The sequence below is a fragment of the Microbacterium sp. WHRI 7836 genome (genome assembly GCF_040223885.2).
Taxonomy (GTDB): Bacteria; Actinomycetota; Actinomycetes; order Actinomycetales; family Microbacteriaceae; genus Microbacterium; species Microbacterium oxydans.
In genome coordinates this window covers 1020024-1040416 of record NZ_CP168171.1, presented here as the reverse complement: position 1 = coordinate 1040416, position 20393 = coordinate 1020024, and the positions used below count along the sequence as shown (strand labels likewise).

Here is a 20393-nt window from a genome sequence, read left to right as displayed (position 1 = left end):
CCGGCAGGCGGAGCCGCCCGTGCTGGGAGACTGGAGGCGAGACCGGGAGGCACCATGAGGATCGAGCATGTCGACGTGGTCGTGGTGGGCGGCGGGGTCATGGGGTTGGCGACGGCCTGGGCCCTCGTACGTCGAGGACTCAGACCGGTCGTGCTGGAGAGATTCGCCCGCGGTCACCGTGAGGGCGCATCGCACGGTGCGACCCGCAACTTCAACAACGCCTACGACGAGGAGCACTACCTCGACCTGCTCATGCGCGCCCGTCAAGGGTGGGACGCCCTCGGGTCGGTCGGCGGCGAGTCTCTCCTTCGTCTGCACGGCCTCGTGACCCACGGCGACATCGACATCGCCGCCGTGCGGTCGGGCCTGGAGGGCCGCGGCATCCCGAGTGCCGTCCTCTCGCCCGCCGAGGCGGGTGCCCGGTGGCCGGGAATGCGCTTCGGCGGCGACGTGCTGTGGTCGTCCGACGCCGGGGTCGTGCGCGCCGCCGAGGCACTGCGGGAGCTGGAGCGTCGCGTCGTCATCGGCGGCGGAGAAGTGCGCTGGAGCACCCCGGTCGAGCGCATCGAGGAGGACTCGGACGGCGTGGGGGTCAGCGTCGCCGAGGACGTCCACCTGCGTGCCGAGACCGTCGTGGTGACGGCGGGAGCCTGGACGCGGACTCTGCTTCCGCACTTCGGCCTGCCGCGCCTCACCGTGACCGAGGAGACGCCGGCACACTTCCGGCCGCTCACGGACGCGCCGTGGCCCTCGTTCAACCACTACGTGCAGCCGGGGACCTACCCCGCGACCGTGTACGGCATGCCGACGCCAGGAGAGGGCGTGAAAGTCGGGTTCCACCGTGTCGGCGACGAGGTCGATCCCGATGCCCGCCCGCACCTGCCGACGCATCAGCGTGCGCTCTCGGACTACGTGCGGGAGTGGATGCCCGGCCTCGACCCGGCGGCGCCGGAACCGATCAGCTGCACGTACACCTCGACCGGCGACGGCGCCTTCGTGCTCGATCGCCTCGGCCGGATCGTGGTGGGCGCCGGGTTCTCCGGCCACGGCTTCAAGTTCGCTCCCGGCGTCGGCGGGGTCCTCGCCGACCTCGCGATCGACCCCGCCGCGCGCGCTGCCGCACCCTTCCGACTGCCCTGAGCGACCCGACTGTCCTGAGCGACACGGGAGCACGGCCCGTGTCCGCGAACGAACGTCAGCGCGAGCGCGCCACGCGCTTCTCGTCCCACACGGGCTCGTCGGACTCGTAGACCTCGCCGTCCGACCCGAACACCAGGAACCGGTCGAACGAACGGGCGAACCAGCGGTCGTGCGTGACCGCCAGTACCGTTCCCTCGAAGCGCGCGAGGGCCTGCTCCAGCGCCTCGGCCGATTCCAGGTCGAGGTTGTCGGTCGGCTCGTCGAGCAGCAGCAGCGTCGCCCCGGAGAGCTCCAGAAGGAGCACCTGGAACCGCGCCTGCTGTCCTCCCGACAGCGAGTCGAAGCTCTGCTGCGCCTGACGCACGAGACCGTAGCGGTCGAGTGCCGAACTCGCGGCGTCGCGTGGCATACCCGCTCGGCGATCGTCCCCCCGATGCAGGATCTCTAGCAGCGTGCGGCCGACGAACTCGGGGTGCGCGTGCGTCTGCGCGAACAGGCCCGGCACCACCCTCGCTCCGAGCACGGCCGAGCCGGTGTGTTCGACAGCACTGAGCTGCTCACCCGTCGACGTCACGTGACCGAGCGTGGCGTCGGGGTCGGATCCACCGCGAGCGAGCAGGCGCAGGAAGTGCGACTTGCCCGACCCGTTCGACCCGAGCACGGCCACCCGGTCGCCGTACCAGACCTCCGCGTCGAAGGGCCGCATGAGACCCGTCAGCTCCAGGCGCTGCGCGACCACCGCCCGTTTGCCCGTGCGCGCGCCGCGCAGGCGCATGTCGAAGTCCTGGGCCGGCGGACGCTCCTCCGGGGGACCCGCTTCCTCGAACTTGCGCAGGCGTGTCTGCGCCGCCTGGTAGCGCGAGGCGAAGCCGTCGTTCGCCGAGGCCTTGACCTTGAGGTTGGCCACCAGGGTCCGCAGCTTCTCGTGCTGCTCGTCCCACCGTCTGCGCAGCTCGTCGAGCCGGTCCATCCGGTCGGTGCGAGCCTGATGGTAGGTGCCGAAGCCGCCGCCGTGCACCCAGGCCGTGGCCCCGGCGCCTCCGGGTTCGAGCGTGATGAGGCGGTCGGCCGCTCGAGCGAGCAGCTCACGGTCGTGCGACACGAGCAGCACGGTCTTGGGCGTCTGGCGCAGCTGATCCTCGAGCCAGCGCTTCGTCGGCACGTCGAGATAGTTGTCCGGCTCGTCGAGCAGCAGCACCTCGTCGGGTCCGCGCAACAGGGCCTCGAGCGCCAGGCGCTTCTGCTCGCCGCCGGAGAGCGTGGTGAGCTCGCGGTATCTTGCGCGCTCGAACGGGACGCCGAGCGCGGCGACCGTGCACTGGTCCCAGATCGTCTCGTGCTCGTATCCGCCGGCGTCCGCGTACTCGGCGATCGCCGATGCATAGGCCATCTGCGTATCGTGCTCGTCGCGTTCGATCAGCGCGTTCTCCGCGGTCTCGAGCGCCTCCGCAGCGACGCGGATACGTGTGGGAGCGACACGCACCAACAGCTGGTGCACGGTCTCGCCCGCTTCGCCGTGGCCGACGAACTGGTCCATGACGCCGAGTCCGCCGTCGATCGTCACGACGCCGTCATCAGCCGTCTGATCGCCGCGGATGATGCGCAGCATCGTCGTCTTGCCGGCGCCGTTCGGGCCGATCAGAGCGCTCGTCGAGCCCGCGCCGACCCGGAAGCTCGCCTCGTCGAGAAGCGGTCTGCCGTCTGGAAGCGTCAGGGAGACGCTGGATACATCGATGAAGCCCACGGTGCGTGGCCGTCCTTCCGCCCCGCACATGCCGAGCCGACCAGGATATCAGCAGGAGCGGTCACGGACCCAACGGGCCAGGTCACGGACGGAACGGGCCAGGTCGCAGACGACACCGGGCCGAAGACGCTGCGGACCGCTCAGACGAGAGCGCTCGACGTCGGTACGGGAGCGGCGAAGAGGTCGAGCACCGGGCAATGCGCATCGACGACGGCGCGCAGGTTCTCATACTCCTCCACGCTGTTCGGACCGGTGATGTCGACAGCCACGCGCACATCGTGGAATCCGGCGCGCCCCGACTCGTCGATGCCGAAGAGCTTGCGCACGTCGAGGTCGCCCTCGACCGTGATCTCGATCGCGTCGATCGTGAGGCCGAGGGCCTGGGCGTAGAGCCGGTACACGACCACCTGGCACGAGACGAGCGCACCCAGCGCGTACTCGACCGGACTGGCCGCGACGTCGTCCCCGGCGAGCGCACCCGGCTCGTCGACGAGGAAGCGGTGCGCGCCGGCCCGGATCTCGGTCGCGACCGAGCCGATTCCGCGTCCGCTGACGCGGTACGTCAATCGCGCGTTCGCTTCGTCCGCGGCGATCCGCTCGTTCCACGCCGATCCCGCGTCGGTGAGTCGCTGCGCGCGCTCGGCCGGGGTGACGTCCGCGACACCGGCGAGCTGGTCCTGGAGAAGAGTCATGGCCCGACGGTAGCGATCGTCCGGTTCCCCGCGCCCGCCGCCCGTCATCGGGCTTCACACCGCGAAACGCAGCGTCACGACGCCGAGACCACGCCGGTGGTGTCAGCGCCGCAGCTGCTCGATGCGCTCGGACTCTCCCCACGCCCGGTCCGCCGTGAGAACAGGAAGATCGAGCCGTCGCGCAAGTGCGAGACACAGGCGGTCCCCCAGCGACAGCCCGCTTCCGCGCCCCCACGATTCCGCGGCGGCTTCCGCGTCGCGCTGGGAAACCGGCTCGACCTTCAGCCGGTAGCTGAGCAACAAGCCGGAGGCGATGCCCCAGTCCGCGCCGGACGCGCGCACCTTCTGCGCGACCTCCGACCAGTTCGCGGCTCCGATCACGGAGTCGTCGAGGATCTCCTCGACGCGATCGGCGCCAGGCTCGCCCTGCAGGAAAGCGAGGAGAGCTGACGCGTCGACCACCATCACGCCGCTGCATCCTCGGAGTCCGCGGACCTCCGGCGCTCCGCGAGCAGCGATTCGAGAGCGCGCTTCCCCTCCAGCTGCGACCTGACGAGGGCCTTGGCCTGCTCCCTGGTGAGCAGGATCACGCCTCCTGACGTCTCGATCATGAGCAGCGGCACGCCCTGGTCCCAATGCTGACGGTCGCGGAGTTCGGCAGGGACCACGAGGCGACCACGATCACCCATCGGTGCAACGAAGGTGGTATCCATCCTTCGACGATACCACCACCCCTCACGGCGGGGGCTTCACTCGGCGCGACTCAGACTCGTCAGCACCTCGGTGCGCGGAGCGGCAGGCAGGAAGAAGCGGAACTCCGTGCCGACACCCTCCTTGCTCGTCACGTCCATCGTCCCTCCGTGCGCGAGGACGATGGCACGGGTGATCGTGAGACCGAGACCCACGCCGGGCACCGCGTTGCGCGTCGCGGTCGACGCACGGAAGAAGCGGGTGAACAGCATCCCCTGTTCGTCCTCCGGTATCCCGACCCCGGTATCGGCGATCGAGAACTCCACGCCGCCGTCGACCGCGCGCACTCGCGCGGTGACCTTCCCGCCGCGAGAGGTGAACTTGATGGCATTGGAGAGCAGGTTGTCGATGGCCTGCCCCACTCTTCCGGCATCGACGAAGACGGGCATCGCCGCAGGACCGACCTCCGCGACGAGTTCGATCCCTTCCCGCTGCGCATGCGGACCGGCCGACACCACCGCGGATCGCACCAGCGCGGCCGCATCGGCCTCATCGCGCTCGAGGGGGAATCGCCCGGACTCGACCTGGGCGGTGAACAACAGGTCGCCGACGAGATTGAGCAGACGCTGCGCGTTGCGCTCGATGATGCCGACGAACTCCTGCTGGTCCTCCGTGAGAGGCTGCCCTGGATCGTTCTGCAGCAGGTCCAGGAAGCCGATGATGGCGCTGAGGGGCGTCCGGAGCTCATGGGAGATCATCCCGACGAACTCGTCCTTCATCCTCGCGACCTCGACGGCCCTGGTCTCGTCTGTCAGCACGAACAGATATCCCTGCTGCGCGCCCGCACCGTCCTTGTGGGGAGTGACCGTCACGCGTGCGGGAACCGTCGTCCCGCCTGCGGTCACGACCTCGATGTCCCCGTCGACAGGGACGCCGGCGTCCGCCTGTCCGAACAGAGCCTTGATCCCCGGGTCGAGTTCGGCGTAGCCGGCGGGCATGTCGCCGGACGGCGCGGAGTGCTCCGCCGTGTCAGCCGCCAGCATCGAGAGCACGGCGGTCGAGAAGAAGCGATCGATGCGCACGGCGTCGAGAGCCTCGTCGACGGGAAGTCCGAGCAGGCGCACCGCTCCCGGGTTCCAGGCCGTCACGATACCGCTGCAGTCCGTGGCCACCACGGCCTGCGCCGTTATCGACGACCACAGGCTCTCGAACGAGTCCAGCAGCTCCCGGTACTGGTGCTCCTTCTCGCGCAGCTGCACGATCATGGCCACGTTCTCGGACAGCGCTCTGGTTCGTTCGGCGACGAGCTCCTCCGCCTGTTCCACGCGCATCCGCTGCTGCCGCGCGAGCTGGTTGATCACGGCCGCCACCGCCGAGAACACGAGCGGGCCCACCACGCCCCGCAGCCACTCGACCGAGGTCGCGGGTGGCGCGGTGACGTACGGCATCAGCAACGCGATCGACGTGAGCCCGCCGACCACGAACACCCAGCGGATGCCCGGGGCGGCGGCCAGCCAGACCACCGGGAGGAGCACGAGTGATGAGAAGAGCGATGTCGCTCCCCCGGTACCCGTGCGGAAGAGTCCGAGGCCGATGATGTCGACGATGGGGATGAGCAGGAGCGCCCATCCCTCGTGCACCCCGCGGGCCGTCAGCACCGCGGCGAAGGCCGTGGCCGCGAGCACCAGGATGATCCCCGCCACGGCCGGTGCGACGTGCGTCATGGGAAGGTCGGGAACCCACCAGGTGAGGAGCGCCGCGATCACCGTCGCGGTGACCGTCGGCGCCTGCTTGAGCAGCGGGCTCGGGTTGTCGAAGACCTGATACCAGCGGTTCTCCGCGCGATCGAGCGGCGTGGCCCTCATCGCCGCACGCCCTCGACGATCGCGTGCAGCTCGGAACCCGTGATCGGCTTGGGGAGCGCGGCGTCCGCCGGCGGATAGTCGGTGGCATCGAGCACCGAGCTGATCACCAGGAAGCAGTCGGGGAAACGGGCCCGGACCAGCCGCGCGCACTCCTGTCCCGAGATACCGGGCAGCAGCAGGTCGAGCACGGCCACCACGGGATCGATCTCGGAGAACGCGGCGATCGCCGACTCGGCGTCACGGGCCACGAACACGTCGAACCCCTCGCGGTCGAGATAGCGGCGCAGTAGCGCGGCCTGATCGGGCGCGTCCTCGACGACGAGGGCCAACGGCCTCCCGCTCATCGGAGCAGCAGCTCTCTCACCACGACGATGACGACCACCACGGCGAGGGCGAGCAGAGCCTGAGGGATCAGACGTCGCTCACGTCGGGCATCCGCGGCGATCTCCTCCACCTCGGCATCGTTCGACGGGGTTGCGGTCATGAGTCGACACGTCCGATCTTCTCGGTCTTGATCCAGGAGGCATCGGCGCGACGCCACTCCTTGATGTAGGAATCCACGGTGATGGCGCACAGCAGTGAGCCGTACCCGCAGACGTAGAGCAGCAGCCCCGCGAAGAAGCGTCCGCCAGGGAGCGGCTCCACCGCCCGGGCGAGCCAGATCCCCAGCATCGAGATCGGTCCCCACAGGTAGAAGATCACCGCCCACATGATGCGGGCCTCGTGCGTCACGGGCAGCCCGAGCGCGAGCAACGCGGACTCGAACAGCTGCGGGAAGATCGCGATGGCCATCAGGATCAGGGCACCGAGCCCTGGGAACATGATCGCCTCGCGCCAGGACTGTCTGCCGATGCGGGGATCCAGCTGCACCGAGTAGAGCATCGAGTAGATGTAGATGCAGGCCGCCGCGATCCACATGAAGCGGAACACGAACTCCGCGATGTCGCTGTGCAGTAGGAGGAGCGCGAGCAGGCCGGCCGCCGCGAGCAGCATGAACGCAGGGAGCAGGAGGATCGTGAACCAGGCGAGCCCGAAGCCGAAACTGCCCAGGTTGTGGTCCCGGCTCGGGCGGAACCACAGCTTTCGGTAGATCGAGGTGAGCTGCACGTTGCCGCGCGCCCAGCGCAGACGCTGCTTCCACAGGCTGTCGATCGTCCGCGGCTCCTCGGCCAGCACCACGGCATGCGGCTCGAACACCATCCGGCGTCCCTTGAGCTGGCCCTCGAACGTCGTCATGGTGTCCTCGGCGAGGGTTCCCGTGGGGATGCGTCCGCCGATGGCTTCGAGGTTCGCGCGCGAGTGCAGCTGGGCGCCGCCCGCGAGGCAGGCGATGGCGCCGCCGACGTTCTGCACCCGACGTGCGGAGAGCTGACCGATCACGTACTCGATGGCGATGAAACGCGTGAGGTAGTTGCGGTCGCGGCTGCCCTCGGCGATGTAGGCCGTCACGGCACCGACCTTCTCGTCGGCCAGGTGACGGGTGAGCTTGCGCAGCGAATCACGGGCGAAGATCACATCCGCATCCATGATGAGCACGGCCTCGGCCCACGTGTCGGCGAGGATCACGTCGAGACCGTGGTTGAGCGTGTGCGCCTTGCCCTCTCCCCCCTTCTCGCGCCGCAGGTGCACGACGCGGCCGGGGTGGGCCGCTGACGTGGCGGCGACGACCTCGGGGGTGTCGTCGGTCGATGCGTCGTCGACGACGAAGACCCGCAGGCGTTCAGCCGGATACTCCAGCTGCAGCAGCCGTTCGATCGCGGGGCCGATCACCGCACCCTCGTTCCAGGCGGGGATGACGACGGCGACGTTCGGGTGGTACGGCGCCGCCTTGCCGTAATGGTTGCGGAACGCATGCAGCGGAAGGATGAGGAACTGCAGGCCGGTGTTGACCACCGGCAGCGTGCCGACGAGGATGCAGAGCAGCAGGAGGATGACCAGCACGGTCTCCAGCCAGGTGAGATCGGCCATCAGGAGACCGCCACCGCGTCGAGCAGCGGGAGGATCCTCGAGTACCGGCCCACCTCGGCGGCGTCGTGGCTGTCGGTCGAGGCGACCACCGTGCCGCCGGCGCGGCGCAGCGCGGCCAGCGCATCGACCCCAGGGCAGCCCCACTTCTCGTTCACTTCGACGAGGGTGTCGGTGTCGGCGGCGGTGCGTGCCCAGGCATCCGCGCGCTGCGCACCCAGGTCGGCCTCGGACAGACCGATCTTCGGCAGGATCGAGAAGCAGTGCGCGAGCTGGTTCCCCGGGTAGCGCCGCATCGTGGCGATGAGCGCCTCGACGAACTGATCGAGAACGTCGTCAGCGGCCCATCCCGCGGCCATCCGCTCCCGCACCGCGGTGGGTCCGAGCGGACCGTCCGCCCCCGGGAACTGGTGGTCGGCGATGAGGATCCGATCGATGCCGTCGGGGAGGGTCGGGATGTCGAGAGTTCCCCCGACGTCGAGGATCTTCGCCTCGACACCGGTGAGCACCGTGAGCCCGTCCGGCACCCGGAGCACCCGCACCGCAGCGAGGTACTCCGGCACCCAGGTCGTGCTCTGACGCACGTGGTCGACGAGGCGCACCGTGGTCAGTCCCGCTGCGGCCGCAGCCTCGACGTTCTGTGCGAGTGTCGAGACCGCATCGTCCGAGAAGGTGGAGTGGACGTGGTGGTCGCCGCGGAGCAGCGCGTGGCTCACAGTTCCTCCTGATGCCCCGCATGGTCGGAGACCAGCACATCGTCGATCTCCACGATCACATCCTCGAGGAAGCGCACGGAGGCGACCTCGCGGAACGGGATCTGCACGGGAAGCTCTCGCCCCAGGAAGAGGTCGGCCACGAGCGACGGGATGTCGACGCCGGCCGCGATCGTCAAAGGCAAGGCGCCGGGGAAGCGAGGATTGACCTCGAGCAGCACCGCACGACCCGTGCGATCGCGCCGCAGCTGCACGTTCGCGACGCCGACCAGTCCGATCGCGCGGGCGATCGATGCCGCCGTCTCCTCGAGTTCCGCATCGCGGACCGTGCGTCCGGCGATGGCGACGCCGGAGTCGACCCTGGCTCGCGTGCGGGGTACCGCGGCCACTACGGCCCCGGTGGCATCCGCGATGACGTCGACGGAGTACTCCTCCCCCGGAAGGAAGTCCTGGACGATGAGTCCCTCGTCCGTCGGCAAGGCCTCGAGAGCAGCACGGTCGGGCACGAGCCGCACGCCACGGCTCCCTGCACCCTGACGCGGCTTGGCGAAGACCGGGAACTCCCACTCGACGGCCTCGGCATCACGCCCGGCGAGGACGGTGCGCGGGACGCGACCGGTCGACGCGCAGCGTTCCGCGAGGGCGAGCTTGTCGAGCGCGGTGTTCAGCGTGTCCTCGGACGGCGCAGCCAGCACGGCGGGTGCCAGCTCATCGCGCCGTCCCGCGAGGGCGATGAGCTCGACGTCGACGGTCGAGATCACCAGATCGAGGCCGTCGTCCGCCACCATGCGCGCGATCGCCGGCACGAAGTCGTCGTCACGTCCCGGTGGCACGAGGCGTCGCTGCTCCGGGGGCACCAGGTAGATGCCGCTCGCCCAGCCGTCCATGTCCGCGGCGAACACGGTCAAGTCCGAGCGGCGGAGCAGCGACCGGATCACGGCCACTCCCGCCGGACCACCGGCACCGGTCACCAGCACGCGCTTCGTCATCAGCTCTCCCGTCGTGTGAGCTCGTGGGCGCCGATGAACTCGGCGGTCTCCCGCACGACCTCGAGCGGTTCGACGGCCGTTCCCCCACCGAACCTCGACCAGTACCGCGCTGTCGCCGTGACGAACTCGGGCGCGAGGTAGTCGCGGCTCGCCGTCTGCGAGCCGAAGCGTTCGAGGAGCCGCAGCTTCTCGTCGAGGTACTGGTCGATGCGCACGAACCTCGTGGGCCGGAAGTCGATCGTCGCCGACGGACTCTGATAGCACGCGACGGTACCGACCCGACGCGTGGCCACGACGGTCGCCTCGCTCACGGCACGGTGATCCTGGTGCCGGTCGTGCGGCGAATGCGTGTAGACGATCGTCGGCTGGATCTCCTGCACGACCTGTTCGATGATGCGCACCGTGGATCCTCCTCCGGAGATCTCGGTGTCGATGAGGTCCTTCAGGAAGAGGCGGGCGCCCAGCATCTCCGCCGCTGCGAGGGATTCGTTCTGCCTGCTGTCGGCGTCCCCACCCCTGGCACCGCGGGAGAGCGTGAGGATCGTGATCTCGTCCTGAGCCCTGGCGTGCGCGGCGAGCAGTCCACCGACACCGATCTCGACATCGTCCGGATGTGCGCCGATCGCGAGCACCCGCTCCGGTGTGCGCGCTTCCGCTCGGCGGCGGCGCCCCTCCTCGACCAGACGGGTGACGGCCTCCACGAGCTTGCCGTTGTCGAGCGGTTTGGTCAGGAACTCGTCCGCCTGCGCTCGCAGGGCCGAGACCGCGTACTCCACGGAGACGTGGGCGGTCATCACCACGACAGGCACCGACGGAACGATGCGTCGCAGCTCGGCGAGCAGCTCGAGGCCGCTCAGTCCCGGCATCTCGATGTCGGTCACCACGACGTCCGGCCGCACCTCCGCGACCCGATCGATCGCGACCTGTCCGTCCTCGGCGACGTCGACGATGCACGCGGCACGTCGCTCGAGCACGGTCTTGACGAGCAGGGCGACGTCCGGATCGTCGTCGACGACGAGAACGCGAGGAGAGTCCTCAGGCATGTGTACGGCTCTCCTTGGGGAGGTTCCCTGACCGATGGGGATCGGCGGCGCGATCTCGGGGCCTTCAACACCGGGACCGCAGGGAAAGTCGAGCGGGGTATGACGATTCTGGCATACGCCGCCGCCATTGCGACGGTATGCGCCTACGCTCCTGCGCGGGCGGCGCGCTTCTCCTCCTGGAACACCCGGATCGCCTCGTACCGCTCGGCCGAGCGCGCCCGTCGCTTCGCCGCCTCGTCCTCACGATTCTTCGGAGGTGCGGTGGTGACGAGCTCACCCAGGAGACGGTCGACGACAGCCGCGATCTCGTCGACCGCGCTCTCGAAGACGGCCTGGTTCGCCCGCGACGGCGCCGTGGTCCCGGCGATCTTGCGCACGAACTGCAACGCCGCATCGTGGCATTCCTGCGCGGTCGCAGCGGGCTCGAGGTTGTTCAGCGGGATGATGTTGCGGCACATACCCGCACGCTACGCCGCACGGCGGGTCGACGGAAGAGTCGCGGCGTCTCCCCGCCCACCGGGGTCGGACCGACGACAGGGGATGGTGCCGCCGAGGGCCGCTCGCTACGCTCGGGGCTATCCGGGCCGCCAGTGCGATCCCCACCCCCGTCGACAGGACAGACCATGACGAACCCGCCGTTCCCCGAACCGCCCGCTGCCGACTCCTCGACCCCGACGACACCGCCCGCTGCCCCTCCCGCTCCGCCGACCGCAGCCCCGGCCTATCCGGCACCCACGGCACCGGCGTACCCGCAGCCGGAGCCCACGCCTCCCGGTCGCGTCCTGTCGATCGTCGGTCTGGTCCTCGCCTTCCTGGCGGCGCCGATCGGACTCATCCTGAGCATCGTCGCCGCGGTGAAACTCGGCAAGACCGGGCAGCCGAAGGGACTGGCCATCGCGGGCATCATCGTCGGCGCGATCCTGACGATCCTCGGCATCATCGGGATCATCCTGTCCGTCACCGTCTTCGCCGCGATCTTCGGCACGTGCGCCGAGCTGGGCGCCGGCGTCTGGGAAGTCAACGGCGTCACCTACACCTGCGGGTGACCGCAGCGGCGTGACACGAAGAGGGGCCGGATGCGATGCGCATCCGGCCCCTCTTCGTGTCACGCCTACTTCTTGTAGTTCGGCGCCTCGACCACGATCTGCACGTCGTGCGGGTGCGACTCCTTGAGCCCTGCCGAGGTGATGCGCACGAACTTGCCGCGCGTCTTGAGCTCCTCGATCGTGCGCGCTCCGACGTAGAACATCGACTGACGCAGCCCGCCCACCAGCTGATAGGCGACCGCAGCGAGCGGTCCGCGGTACGGGACCTGGCCCTCGATGCCCTCGGGGATCAGCTTGTCGTCGCTCGGGACATCGGCCTGGAAGTAGCGGTCCTTCGAGTACGAGGTCTGCTTGCCGCGCGTCTGCATCGCGCCGAGCGAGCCCATGCCGCGGTACTGCTTGAACTGCTTGCCCGACTGGAAGACGATCTCGCCCGGCGACTCGTCGGTTCCGGCGAGGAGCGAGCCGAGCATCACGGCGTCGGCACCGGCGACGAGCGCCTTGGCGATGTCGCCCGAGTACTGCAGACCACCGTCGGCGATGACCGGAACGCCTGCGGGACGAGCGGCGAGCGAAGCCTCGTAGACCGCGGTCACCTGCGGCACACCCACGCCGGCGACGACGCGGGTGGTGCAGATGGACCCGGGGCCGACGCCGACCTTGACCGCGTCGACTCCGGCATCGATGAGAGCCTGAGCGCCTTCACGGGTGGCGACGTTGCCGCCGATGACGTCGATGTGTGCGAAGGACTCGTCGGCCTTGAGCCGGCGGACGAGGTCGATGACACCCTGCGACTGCCCGTTGGCCGTGTCGACCACGAGGACGTCGACCCCGGCATCGCGCAGCGCCTCGGCACGCTCCCACGCGTCGCCGAAGAAGCCGATCGCCGCGCCGACGCGCAGACGCCCCTGGTCGTCCTTGGTGGCGAGCGGGTACTTCTCGCTCTTGTCGAAGTCCTTGATGGTGATGAGACCGGCGAGCTTGCCGTCGTCGTCGATGAGCGGCAGCTTCTCGACACGGTGCTTCGCGAACAGGGCGATGACCTCGCCTGCGGCCACGCCCACCGGAGCGGTGACGAGGTTCTCCCGCGTCATGACGTCCTTGACGAAGGTGGTCTGCCGCTCGAAGCCGGAGACGAAGCGCATGTCGCGGTTGGTGATGATGCCGACGAGCCTGCCCTCGTCGTCGACGACGGGGAGGCCGGAGATGCGGTACTTCGCGCAGAGGTTGTCGACCTCTTCGACCGTCGCATCCTGCGTCGTGGTGATCGGGTCGGTGATCATGCCGGACTCGCTGCGCTTGACGCGGTCGACGTGCGCTGCCTGGTCGGCGATGGAGAGGTTGCGGTGCAGGATGCCGATGCCGCCTTCACGCGCCATCGCGATCGCCATCCGCGACTCGGTGACCGTGTCCATGGCGCTCGAGAGGAGCGGCGTCGCGACCGAGATGCGCCGGGTGATGCGCGACGAGGTGTCGGCCTCGCTGGGGATGACATCGGTGTGCCCGGGGAGCAACAGCACGTCATCGTACGTCAGTCCGACGAAGCCGAAGGGATCGTGCTGTTCCATGGATTCTCCTTCTGCGCGAGTCGCGCATGTCCGAGTGCGAGGGGGTGGTCGACGTCGGCCGGTGCGGGGCCGCGGCCCGTATGAAGATTCTAAGCGAGACACGCCCGAGAACATTCCCAGAGCCGCGTCGTTACCGGACCGTTGGCACCGACCGTAGGTGAATCGGCGATGGCGCATTACGCTCAAGTGCGTCGTCCATCTCTGCGGACAAACCCGAGATCGCAGAGACACAGCACTCAAAGTGGAGGTTGCGTGGGACCCACAACACTCGCCGTGCAGCGAAAGCGACCCTGGGTGGTCGCCTTCCTCAGTATCCTCATGGCGCTCACAGCGTTCCTGTTCCTGCCCCCGTCAGCGGCCTCGGCCGAGACGACGGACGACGGGCAGGAGGTCACCGACTTCTACTTCGCCGGCGTCGTGACCTTCGACGACCAGCCGGTCGAAGGCGTGGTCATGACCATCGAGGGCAAGGGCTTCGACGGCGAGACCGAGACCGATGCCGACGGCAAATGGCGCCTGTACGTGCCCGAGAAGGAGAAGTACACCCTCACGGTCGATGAGTCGACGCTGCCGGACGGCGTGATCGTCGATGCGACCCAGCTCCCGGAGGGCACCCAGCCGATCGCCGGGACCACGGCCTCCTTCGAAGTCGAGTTCGGCCTCACCGGGACGAAGATCATGAACCTCTTCCTCGGCGAGGGGCAACGGGTCACCGTCTCCTTCGTCGACCAGCTGCTCTCACGCCTCGTCGGCGGACTGAACTTCGGACTCCTGCTGGCTCTCGCCTCGATGGGCGCTGCCCTCATCTACGGCACCACGCGCCTCTCCAACTTCGCGCACGCCGAGATGGTCACGTGGGGCGGCCTCGTCGCCCTCGTCACGACCACGTTCTGGCACCTTCCTCTCTGGCTCGGCATCGTCGCAGCCGTCATCGGCGGCGGCCTGTTCGGCTGGGCGCTGGATGCCGGGATCTGGCGTCCGCTCCGCCGGCGCGGTCTCGGTGTCGTCCAGCTGATGATCGTCAGCATCGGGCTCTCGCTCGCGCTGCGATACGCGTTCCAGTTCATCATCGGCGGAGGCACATATCAGCTCCCCGGTGCCAGCCCCACCCCGATTCAGTTCGGGCCGATCTCCCTGTCCTACATCGACATGATCGCGATGGGTGTGAGCATCGTCGTGATCCTGGCCGTGGCCTTCTTCCTGACGCGCACCCGCATCGGCAAGGCCACCCGCGCGATCTCCGACAACCCGCAGCTCGCTGCCGCGTCCGGGATCGACGTCGACCGTGTGATCCGTTACGTCTGGATCCTCGCGGGAACGCTCGCCGCCATCTCCGGCATCCTGTGGGCGTACTTTCGCCCCGGCGTGAAGTGGGACATGGGGATGCAGATGCTCCTGCTGATCTTCGCCGCGATCACCCTCGGCGGCCTCGGCACGGCGTTCGGCGCTCTGGTCGGATCTCTCATCGTCGGCATGGCTGTCGAGGTGTCGACGCTGTGGATCCCGTCCGACCTCAAGTATGCGAGTGCTCTCGTGATCCTCATCCTCATCCTCCTCGTGAGACCTCAAGGGCTGCTCGGACGCAGGGAAAGGTTGGGCTGATCGCCATGGACTTCGGAAGCATCTTCTCGAACACGGCCGTCTACCTGTTCAGCCCGGTCACCATCGCCTACGCGCTCGCGGCGACCGGCCTCGCCGTGCACTTCGGATACGCCGGACTGCTCAACTTCGGCATGGCGGCGTTCATGGCGATCGGCGGCTACGGCTACGCCATCTCGGTGCTCAGCTTCGGCCTGCCGTGGTGGATCGGCATGCTGATCGGCCTGGTCGGCGGCGCCCTCTTCGCCGTGCTCCTGGGCATACCTACGCTGCGGCTCCGCGCCGACTATCTCGCGATCGCCACGATCGCCGCGGGCGAGATCGTCCGTCTCCTCTTCACCACGCAGGTGTTCGACGAATGGACCAACAGCGCCGACGGCCTCGCCCAGTACAACGGCGGATTCCGCGACGCGAACCCCATCCCGCCGGGGACCTACGGGTTCGGACCCTGGACGTACAGCGCGAACGACCTCTGGAACCGCGTGTTCGGCGTGATCGTCCTGGTCATCGCCATCCTGCTGGTGTGGGCGCTGATGCGCAGCCCGTGGGGCCGCGTGCTCAAGGGCATCCGCGAAGACGAGGACGCCGTGCGCTCGCTGGGCAAGAACGTCTTCGCCTACAAGATGCAGGCGCTCGTCGTGGGTGGTGTGATCGGTGCCGCGGGTGGGATCGTCTTCGTCCTCCCCTCCGCGGTCGTCCCCGGCAGCTATTCGACGTCGCTGACGTTCTTCCTGTGGACGATCCTCCTCCTGGGAGGCGCGGCCACGGTGTTCGGACCCACGCTCGGTGCGGTGCTCTTCTGGGTGGTGTTCGCCTTCATGGCCAACCTGCTCCCGTCGATGGCGAAGGCCGGGCTGCTGCCGATGACCGACAGCCAGGCGTCGACCCTCGTCTTCGTCTTCGTCGGCATCGCCCTGATGCTGCTCGTGATCTTCCGCCCGCAGGGCATCCTCGGAGACAAGAGGGAGATGACCTTTGTCAAATGAACTGACCCCGGAACAGGTCCCCGGCTCGGCGGACGCCGCGGTGACCGCGGCTCCCTCCACGGGGAGCATCCGACGCCCGAAGACCACCGGCCTGACCACGGGTGAGGTGAAGCCCGGAGTCGCGAAGGTCGATCCGATCCTCGTCGTCGACGCCGTCCAGCGTCGCTTCGGAGGCCTGACCGCCGTCGACGTCGATCACCTCGAAGTCCCCCGAGGAGCCATCACCGCGCTGATCGGCCCGAACGGAGCAGGCAAGACGACGCTCTTCAACCTGCTCTGCGGATTCGACAAGCCCAACAGCGGCACGTGGTCGTTCGACGGCACGAGCCTCTCCGGGGTGCCGTCGTTCAAGGTGGCCAGGATGGGCCAGGTACGCACGTTCCAGCTCACCAAGTCGCTCTCGCTGCTCACGGTGCTCGAGAACATGAAGCTGGGCGCTCCGCATCAGCGCGGTGAGGGATTCTGGTCCAGCCTGTTCCCTGTCCTCTGGAGGGCACAGGACAACGAGATCGAGGCCAAGGCGCGCGAACTGCTGACGCGCTTCAAGCTCGACGCGAAGGAGAAGGACTTCGCCGCGGCCCTCTCGGGTGGCCAGCGCAAGCTCCTCGAGATGGCCAGGGCGCTGATGAGCGACCCGACGCTGGTGATGCTCGACGAGCCCATGGCCGGCGTCAACCCCGCGCTCACGCAGTCGCTCCTCGACCACATCCTCGACCTGAAGGAGGAGGGCATGACCGTGCTCTTCGTCGAGCACGACATGCACATGGTGCGTCACATCGCCGACTGGGTGATCGTGATGGCCGAGGGGCGGGTCGTCGCGGAGGGCCCTCCCGACGAGGTCATGGAGAACCCGGCTGTCGTTGACGCGTACCTCGGTGCACACCAGGACGTGGACCTCGGCGCCGTCACCGGACGTATCCCGGTGCTCCCCGATGCCGCCGCCAGCAGGCTCCGCGAGGAGATCGAAGCGGAGGCGGAGGCCGAGCTCGAGGCGACCGATCCGGTTCCCGGCACCGCTACCGATACCGATACCGAGGGAAAGGGCACCGCATGAGCGGGGAAACGCCGACCGATGCAGCGACGAGCGCGGCTCAGGACGATGTCGTCGTGAAGCTGACCGACGTCCATGCCGGCTATCTTCCCGGTGTGAACATCCTCAACGGTGCCAACCTCGTGGCGCGGCAGGGAGAGCTGATCGGGATCATCGGTCCGAACGGGGCGGGGAAGTCCACTCTCCTGAAGGCCATCTTCGGGCTCGTGAACGTGCGAAGCGGCGACATCACGGTGAAGGGTGAGAGCATCGTGGGTCTGAAGGCCGACAAGCTCGTCCGGCGCGGAGTGGCCTTCGTGCCGCAGACCAACAACGTCTTCCCCTCGCTGTCGATCGAGGAGAACCTGCAGATGGGGCTGTACCAGAACCCCAAGATCTACGACGAGCGACTCGAGTTCGTCACCGGCATCTTCGCTGAGCTGGGCAAGCGCCTCAAGCAGCGCGCCGGTTCGCTCTCCGGTGGTGAGCGGCAGATGGTCGCCATGTCCCGTGCCCTCATGATGGACCCGTCGGTGCTGCTGCTCGACGAGCCGTCGGCCGGCCTCTCCCCCGTGCGACAGGACGACGCGTTCATCCGGGTCTCCGACATCAACAAGGCCGGTGTCACGACGATCATGGTGGAGCAGAATGCTCGACGCTGCCTGCAGATCTGCGACCGAGGGTACGTCCTCGATCAGGGCAAGGACGCGCACGAGGGAAGTGGCAGGGACCTGCTGAACGACCCCAAGGTCATCGGTCTCTATCTCGGCACGCTCGGCACCGACGCCGCCTGAGCGGCGAGCGAGAAGCCGCGAGCGAGAAAGCCGCCGACACCACGACAAAGGCCCCGGATCGGATCCGGGGCCTTCGTCGTGTGATCGTCTGATCAGTTGGTGCGGGTGATCATGTTGTCGGCACCGTACTTGTAGATGCCGATCGACGCACCCTGCGGGTCGCCGGCCTCATCGAACGTGACGTCACCGGAGTAGCCGTCGTAGTCGGCCGTGCCGCCGTCGTTGATGATCTTGGCGCAGTCGGCGAAGCTGGTGCACTTCTTGCCGTCACCGGAGCCGCCCGACACCTCCTGCATCTTGGCCGCGATGTCCGCGCCGTCCGTCGAGCCAGCGGCCAGGGAGGCCAGCGCCACGAGGATGACGGCGTCGTACGCCTCAGCCGCGTAGGTGAAGTCCTTGACCTCGGCGTTGCCCTCGCCCGTCCAGAAGTCCTGCAGACGCGAGGTGAAGTCGTCGGCGAGTGCGGGGCCGGCCTTGGTTCCCTGCGCGCCCTCGAGCGAGACCGGGATCTCCGAGCCGTAGTCGGACAGGTTGCCGTCGACCATGTAGAACTTGTCGGCCGAGATGCCGGCGTTCACCAGCAGAGGCGCGATGGTCTTGAACTGGTCGAACGACACGATCGCGACCGCGTCGGGGTTCTGCGCCTTGATCGTCTCGACCTGGGCGTCGAACTGCGCGTCGCCGACGTTGAACGACGCCTCGGCGACGACCTCGCCGCCGGTGCCCTCGAAGGTCTCCTTGATCGCCGCGTCGAGGCCCGTGCCGTACGCGTCGTTCTGGTAGATGATGCCGAGCGTCTTCGCGCCGTCCTCGGCGATGAGGTTGCCGAGCACCTCGCCCTGCAGCAGGTCGCTGGGGGCGGTGCGGAAGTACAGACCGTTGTCATCCCACGTGGTGAAGTCGGGCGAGGTGTTCGACGCGGAGATCTGGAGGATCCCGGCGCTGACGTTGCCGTCGAGGATGAGCTTGGAGACACCGGATGCGGCAGCTCCGACGATGGCGGAGACGCCGGCGCCCTGCAGCTTGGTGATCGAGGTCTCGTAGGCCTTGGTGTCGGTGTCGCCCTCGTCTTCGGCCGTCAGGTCGATCGTGATGCCGGCGGCCGCGTCGTTGACCTCCTGGACCGCCAGCCCGACGCCCGACTCCATGGGCGGGCCGAGGAACGCCAGCGAGCCGGTCTGCGGAAGCAGCGAGCCGAGCTTGAGCGTCAGATCGGCTGCGGGCTTGTCACTGCCGCCGCTCTCCCCGCTCGGAGTGCTGCTGCAACCAGCGATGACGATGGCGGATGCACTGACCAGTGCGATCCCGGCGAAGACCTTCGCTGTGCGCGAGCCCTTCAATGCGTTCATGATGCTCCCTTGCGTAACTGAACGTGGAATGTGACCACAATCGGGTGCTCTAACACTAGGGCGTGAGTATCGCGCGCAGGGGGTGCAAGTGTCTCGGTGCGTTAACGATCCGGGACCGGGTTCCCTGACCCGTGGTCCTCGGGATCAGGCGGCTTCGACCCGTGGAATCCTGCGCCCTCGTCGCGCGGCGAGCAGGAGGTCGACCACGAAGACGCCGATCGCGATCCACACGATGATGAAGCCGGCCCAGCGCTCGGCCGGCATCGGCTCGTGCAGCACCAGGACCCCGATGAGGAACTGCATGACGGGGGTGATGAACTGGATCATGCCGATCACCGTGAGGTTGATGCGTCGGGTTCCCGCGGCGAAGAGCAGCAGCGGAACGGCCGTGGCGACACCGGCGAAGGCCAGCAGCAACGCGTGCGCCCACCCGTTCGCGCCCATCGTGATGCCCGACGTGAGCGCGACGATGATCAGCTGCGCCACCGCGATGGGGATCAGCCAGAACGACTCCAGAGTCAGGCCGCTGATCGCATCGACCGCAGGGCCGATCTTCTTCTTGATGAGCCCGTACACGCCGAAGGACGCGGTCAGCGACAGCGCGATCCACGGGAACTGCCGGTAGGCGACGACGATCACGATGACGGCGATCGCCGCGATGGCGATGGCTGCCCACTGCAGTCGGCGGATGCGCTCCTTCAGCACGAAGACACCCAGCAGCACGGTCGTGATCGGGTTGATGAAGTACCCCAGGCTCGTCTCGACGACGTTGCCGCTGAGCGTTCCGATCAGGAACACCTGCCAGTTCACATAGATCAGCAGACCCGCCAGCGCGGTCAACCCCAGCAGCTTCGGCTGGCGGATGATGACGCCGAAGGCCACCCAACCGCGCGTGACGGTGAGCAGCAGGACGCAGAAGACGAAGGAGAGCAGCACCCGCCAGGCCACGACCTCCCACGGACCCGTCGGAACGAGGAGGAGGAAGTAGAGGGGAAGCACGCCCCAGAGGAGGTACGCCCCTCCGGCGTAGGCGACTCCGGCGGTCTGCGTGGCGCGGGTCGTCTCTGGGGTCACCGCACAACCCTATGCCCGCGGCGAGGATGCGGACCGCGACGGCTGAGCCTCCCGGCGGAGTTTGGCAGGAAAGGGATGCCCGCTGGCGGACGCAGAAGGGGGCCCG

General features: G+C 68.3%; 21 protein-coding genes. 6 read left to right on the top strand and 15 right to left on the bottom strand.

Annotated elements, in window-relative coordinates; translation table 11 throughout:
* The first annotated feature begins 54 nt into the window (after positions 1-54).
* A complete protein-coding gene (locus ABRP18_RS04975; RefSeq protein WP_349885641.1) occupies positions 55-1140 on the top strand; it encodes an FAD-dependent oxidoreductase in 1086 nt (361 codons plus the stop codon).
* 55 nt (positions 1141-1195) lie between these two features.
* Here ABRP18_RS04975 and ABRP18_RS04970 read toward each other — a convergent pair whose 3' ends face one another.
* The 12 genes from ABRP18_RS04970 to ABRP18_RS04915 form a co-directional block, all read right to left on the bottom strand.
* Positions 1196-2884, bottom strand: a complete 1689-nt coding sequence (locus ABRP18_RS04970) for an ABC-F family ATP-binding cassette domain-containing protein (RefSeq protein ID WP_082738594.1) — start codon at positions 2882-2884, stop codon at positions 1196-1198.
* Positions 2885-3024: 140 nt separating this feature from the next.
* A complete protein-coding gene (locus ABRP18_RS04965; RefSeq protein ID WP_349885640.1) occupies positions 3025-3576 on the bottom strand; it encodes an OsmC family protein in 552 nt (183 codons plus the stop codon).
* Positions 3577-3678: 102 nt separating this feature from the next.
* The gene (locus tag ABRP18_RS04960; protein ID WP_349885752.1) at positions 3679-4041 is read right to left on the bottom strand and encodes a type II toxin-antitoxin system VapC family toxin; all 363 of its coding nucleotides are present in this window, start codon (positions 4039-4041) and stop codon (positions 3679-3681) included.
* Positions 4041-4289: an AbrB/MazE/SpoVT family DNA-binding domain-containing protein gene (locus tag ABRP18_RS04955; protein ID WP_058633239.1), complete on the bottom strand. Its 249-nt coding sequence runs from the start codon at positions 4287-4289 to the stop codon at positions 4041-4043. Before ABRP18_RS04955 ends, ABRP18_RS04960 begins: the two co-directional genes overlap by 1 nt.
* A gap of 36 nt (positions 4290-4325) precedes the next feature.
* Complete coding sequence (locus tag ABRP18_RS04950) at positions 4326-6131, bottom strand: PAS domain-containing sensor histidine kinase (protein WP_349885639.1); 1806 nt, start codon at positions 6129-6131, stop codon at positions 4326-4328.
* The gene (locus ABRP18_RS04945; protein WP_046748786.1) at positions 6128-6475 is read right to left on the bottom strand and encodes a response regulator transcription factor; all 348 of its coding nucleotides are present in this window, start codon (positions 6473-6475) and stop codon (positions 6128-6130) included. The genes ABRP18_RS04950 and ABRP18_RS04945 overlap by 4 nt, the downstream gene beginning before the upstream one ends.
* Complete coding sequence (locus ABRP18_RS04940) at positions 6472-6615, bottom strand: hypothetical protein (RefSeq protein ID WP_170224283.1); 144 nt, start codon at positions 6613-6615, stop codon at positions 6472-6474. Before ABRP18_RS04940 ends, ABRP18_RS04945 begins: the two co-directional genes overlap by 4 nt.
* The gene (locus ABRP18_RS04935; protein WP_061018595.1) at positions 6612-8099 is read right to left on the bottom strand and encodes a glycosyltransferase; all 1488 of its coding nucleotides are present in this window, start codon (positions 8097-8099) and stop codon (positions 6612-6614) included. Before ABRP18_RS04935 ends, ABRP18_RS04940 begins: the two co-directional genes overlap by 4 nt.
* Positions 8099-8812 carry a PHP domain-containing protein gene (locus tag ABRP18_RS04930; RefSeq protein WP_113681650.1) on the bottom strand — a complete coding sequence of 238 codons (714 nt, stop codon included), beginning with the start codon at positions 8810-8812 and terminating at the stop codon, positions 8099-8101. The genes ABRP18_RS04935 and ABRP18_RS04930 overlap by 1 nt, the downstream gene beginning before the upstream one ends.
* A complete protein-coding gene (locus ABRP18_RS04925; RefSeq protein ID WP_061018599.1) occupies positions 8809-9798 on the bottom strand; it encodes an ATP-grasp domain-containing protein in 990 nt (329 codons plus the stop codon). The genes ABRP18_RS04930 and ABRP18_RS04925 overlap by 4 nt, the downstream gene beginning before the upstream one ends.
* Positions 9798-10841, bottom strand: coding sequence for a response regulator (locus tag ABRP18_RS04920; protein ID WP_349885638.1), 1044 nt, complete (start codon positions 10839-10841; stop codon positions 9798-9800). The genes ABRP18_RS04925 and ABRP18_RS04920 overlap by 1 nt, the downstream gene beginning before the upstream one ends.
* Before the next feature lie 143 nt (positions 10842-10984).
* Positions 10985-11299: a DUF2277 domain-containing protein gene (locus ABRP18_RS04915; protein ID WP_061018604.1), complete on the bottom strand. Its 315-nt coding sequence runs from the start codon at positions 11297-11299 to the stop codon at positions 10985-10987.
* A gap of 165 nt (positions 11300-11464) precedes the next feature.
* Between ABRP18_RS04915 and ABRP18_RS04910 the strand changes: the two genes are divergently transcribed.
* Positions 11465-11887 carry a DUF4190 domain-containing protein gene (locus tag ABRP18_RS04910; RefSeq protein ID WP_349885637.1) on the top strand — a complete coding sequence of 141 codons (423 nt, stop codon included), beginning with the start codon at positions 11465-11467 and terminating at the stop codon, positions 11885-11887.
* 65 nt (positions 11888-11952) lie between these two features.
* Here ABRP18_RS04910 and guaB read toward each other — a convergent pair whose 3' ends face one another.
* A complete protein-coding gene (guaB, locus tag ABRP18_RS04905) occupies positions 11953-13455 on the bottom strand; it encodes an IMP dehydrogenase (protein ID WP_193762333.1) in 1503 nt (500 codons plus the stop codon).
* Positions 13456-13707: 252 nt separating this feature from the next.
* Between guaB and ABRP18_RS04900 the strand changes: the two genes are divergently transcribed.
* From ABRP18_RS04900 to ABRP18_RS04885, 4 genes are read left to right on the top strand one after another with little or no spacing between them, the layout of a single operon-like run.
* On the top strand, positions 13708-15057 hold the full coding sequence (locus ABRP18_RS04900) for a branched-chain amino acid ABC transporter permease (RefSeq protein ID WP_371861869.1): 1350 nt from the start codon (positions 13708-13710) through the stop codon (positions 15055-15057).
* A gap of 5 nt (positions 15058-15062) precedes the next feature.
* Positions 15063-16040: a branched-chain amino acid ABC transporter permease gene (locus ABRP18_RS04895; protein WP_058631857.1), complete on the top strand. Its 978-nt coding sequence runs from the start codon at positions 15063-15065 to the stop codon at positions 16038-16040.
* 40 nt (positions 16041-16080) lie between these two features.
* Positions 16081-17094 (top strand): ABC transporter ATP-binding protein, encoded by a 1014-nt coding sequence (locus ABRP18_RS04890; protein ID WP_374168979.1) that lies wholly within the window; start codon positions 16081-16083, stop codon positions 17092-17094.
* Positions 17091-17864: an ABC transporter ATP-binding protein gene (locus ABRP18_RS04885; RefSeq protein WP_046747417.1), complete on the top strand. Its 774-nt coding sequence runs from the start codon at positions 17091-17093 to the stop codon at positions 17862-17864. The genes ABRP18_RS04890 and ABRP18_RS04885 overlap by 4 nt, the downstream gene beginning before the upstream one ends.
* A 92-nt stretch (positions 17865-17956) precedes the next feature.
* Here the strand turns inward: ABRP18_RS04885 and ABRP18_RS04880 are convergent, their stop codons facing one another.
* Entirely contained in the window at positions 17957-19213 is a 1257-nt protein-coding gene (locus ABRP18_RS04880) for an ABC transporter substrate-binding protein (protein ID WP_046747416.1), read from the bottom strand.
* A gap of 144 nt (positions 19214-19357) precedes the next feature.
* Positions 19358-20287 carry an EamA family transporter RarD gene (gene rarD, locus ABRP18_RS04875; RefSeq protein WP_058631858.1) on the bottom strand — a complete coding sequence of 310 codons (930 nt, stop codon included), beginning with the start codon at positions 20285-20287 and terminating at the stop codon, positions 19358-19360.
* Positions 20288-20393: the final 106 nt, after the last annotated feature.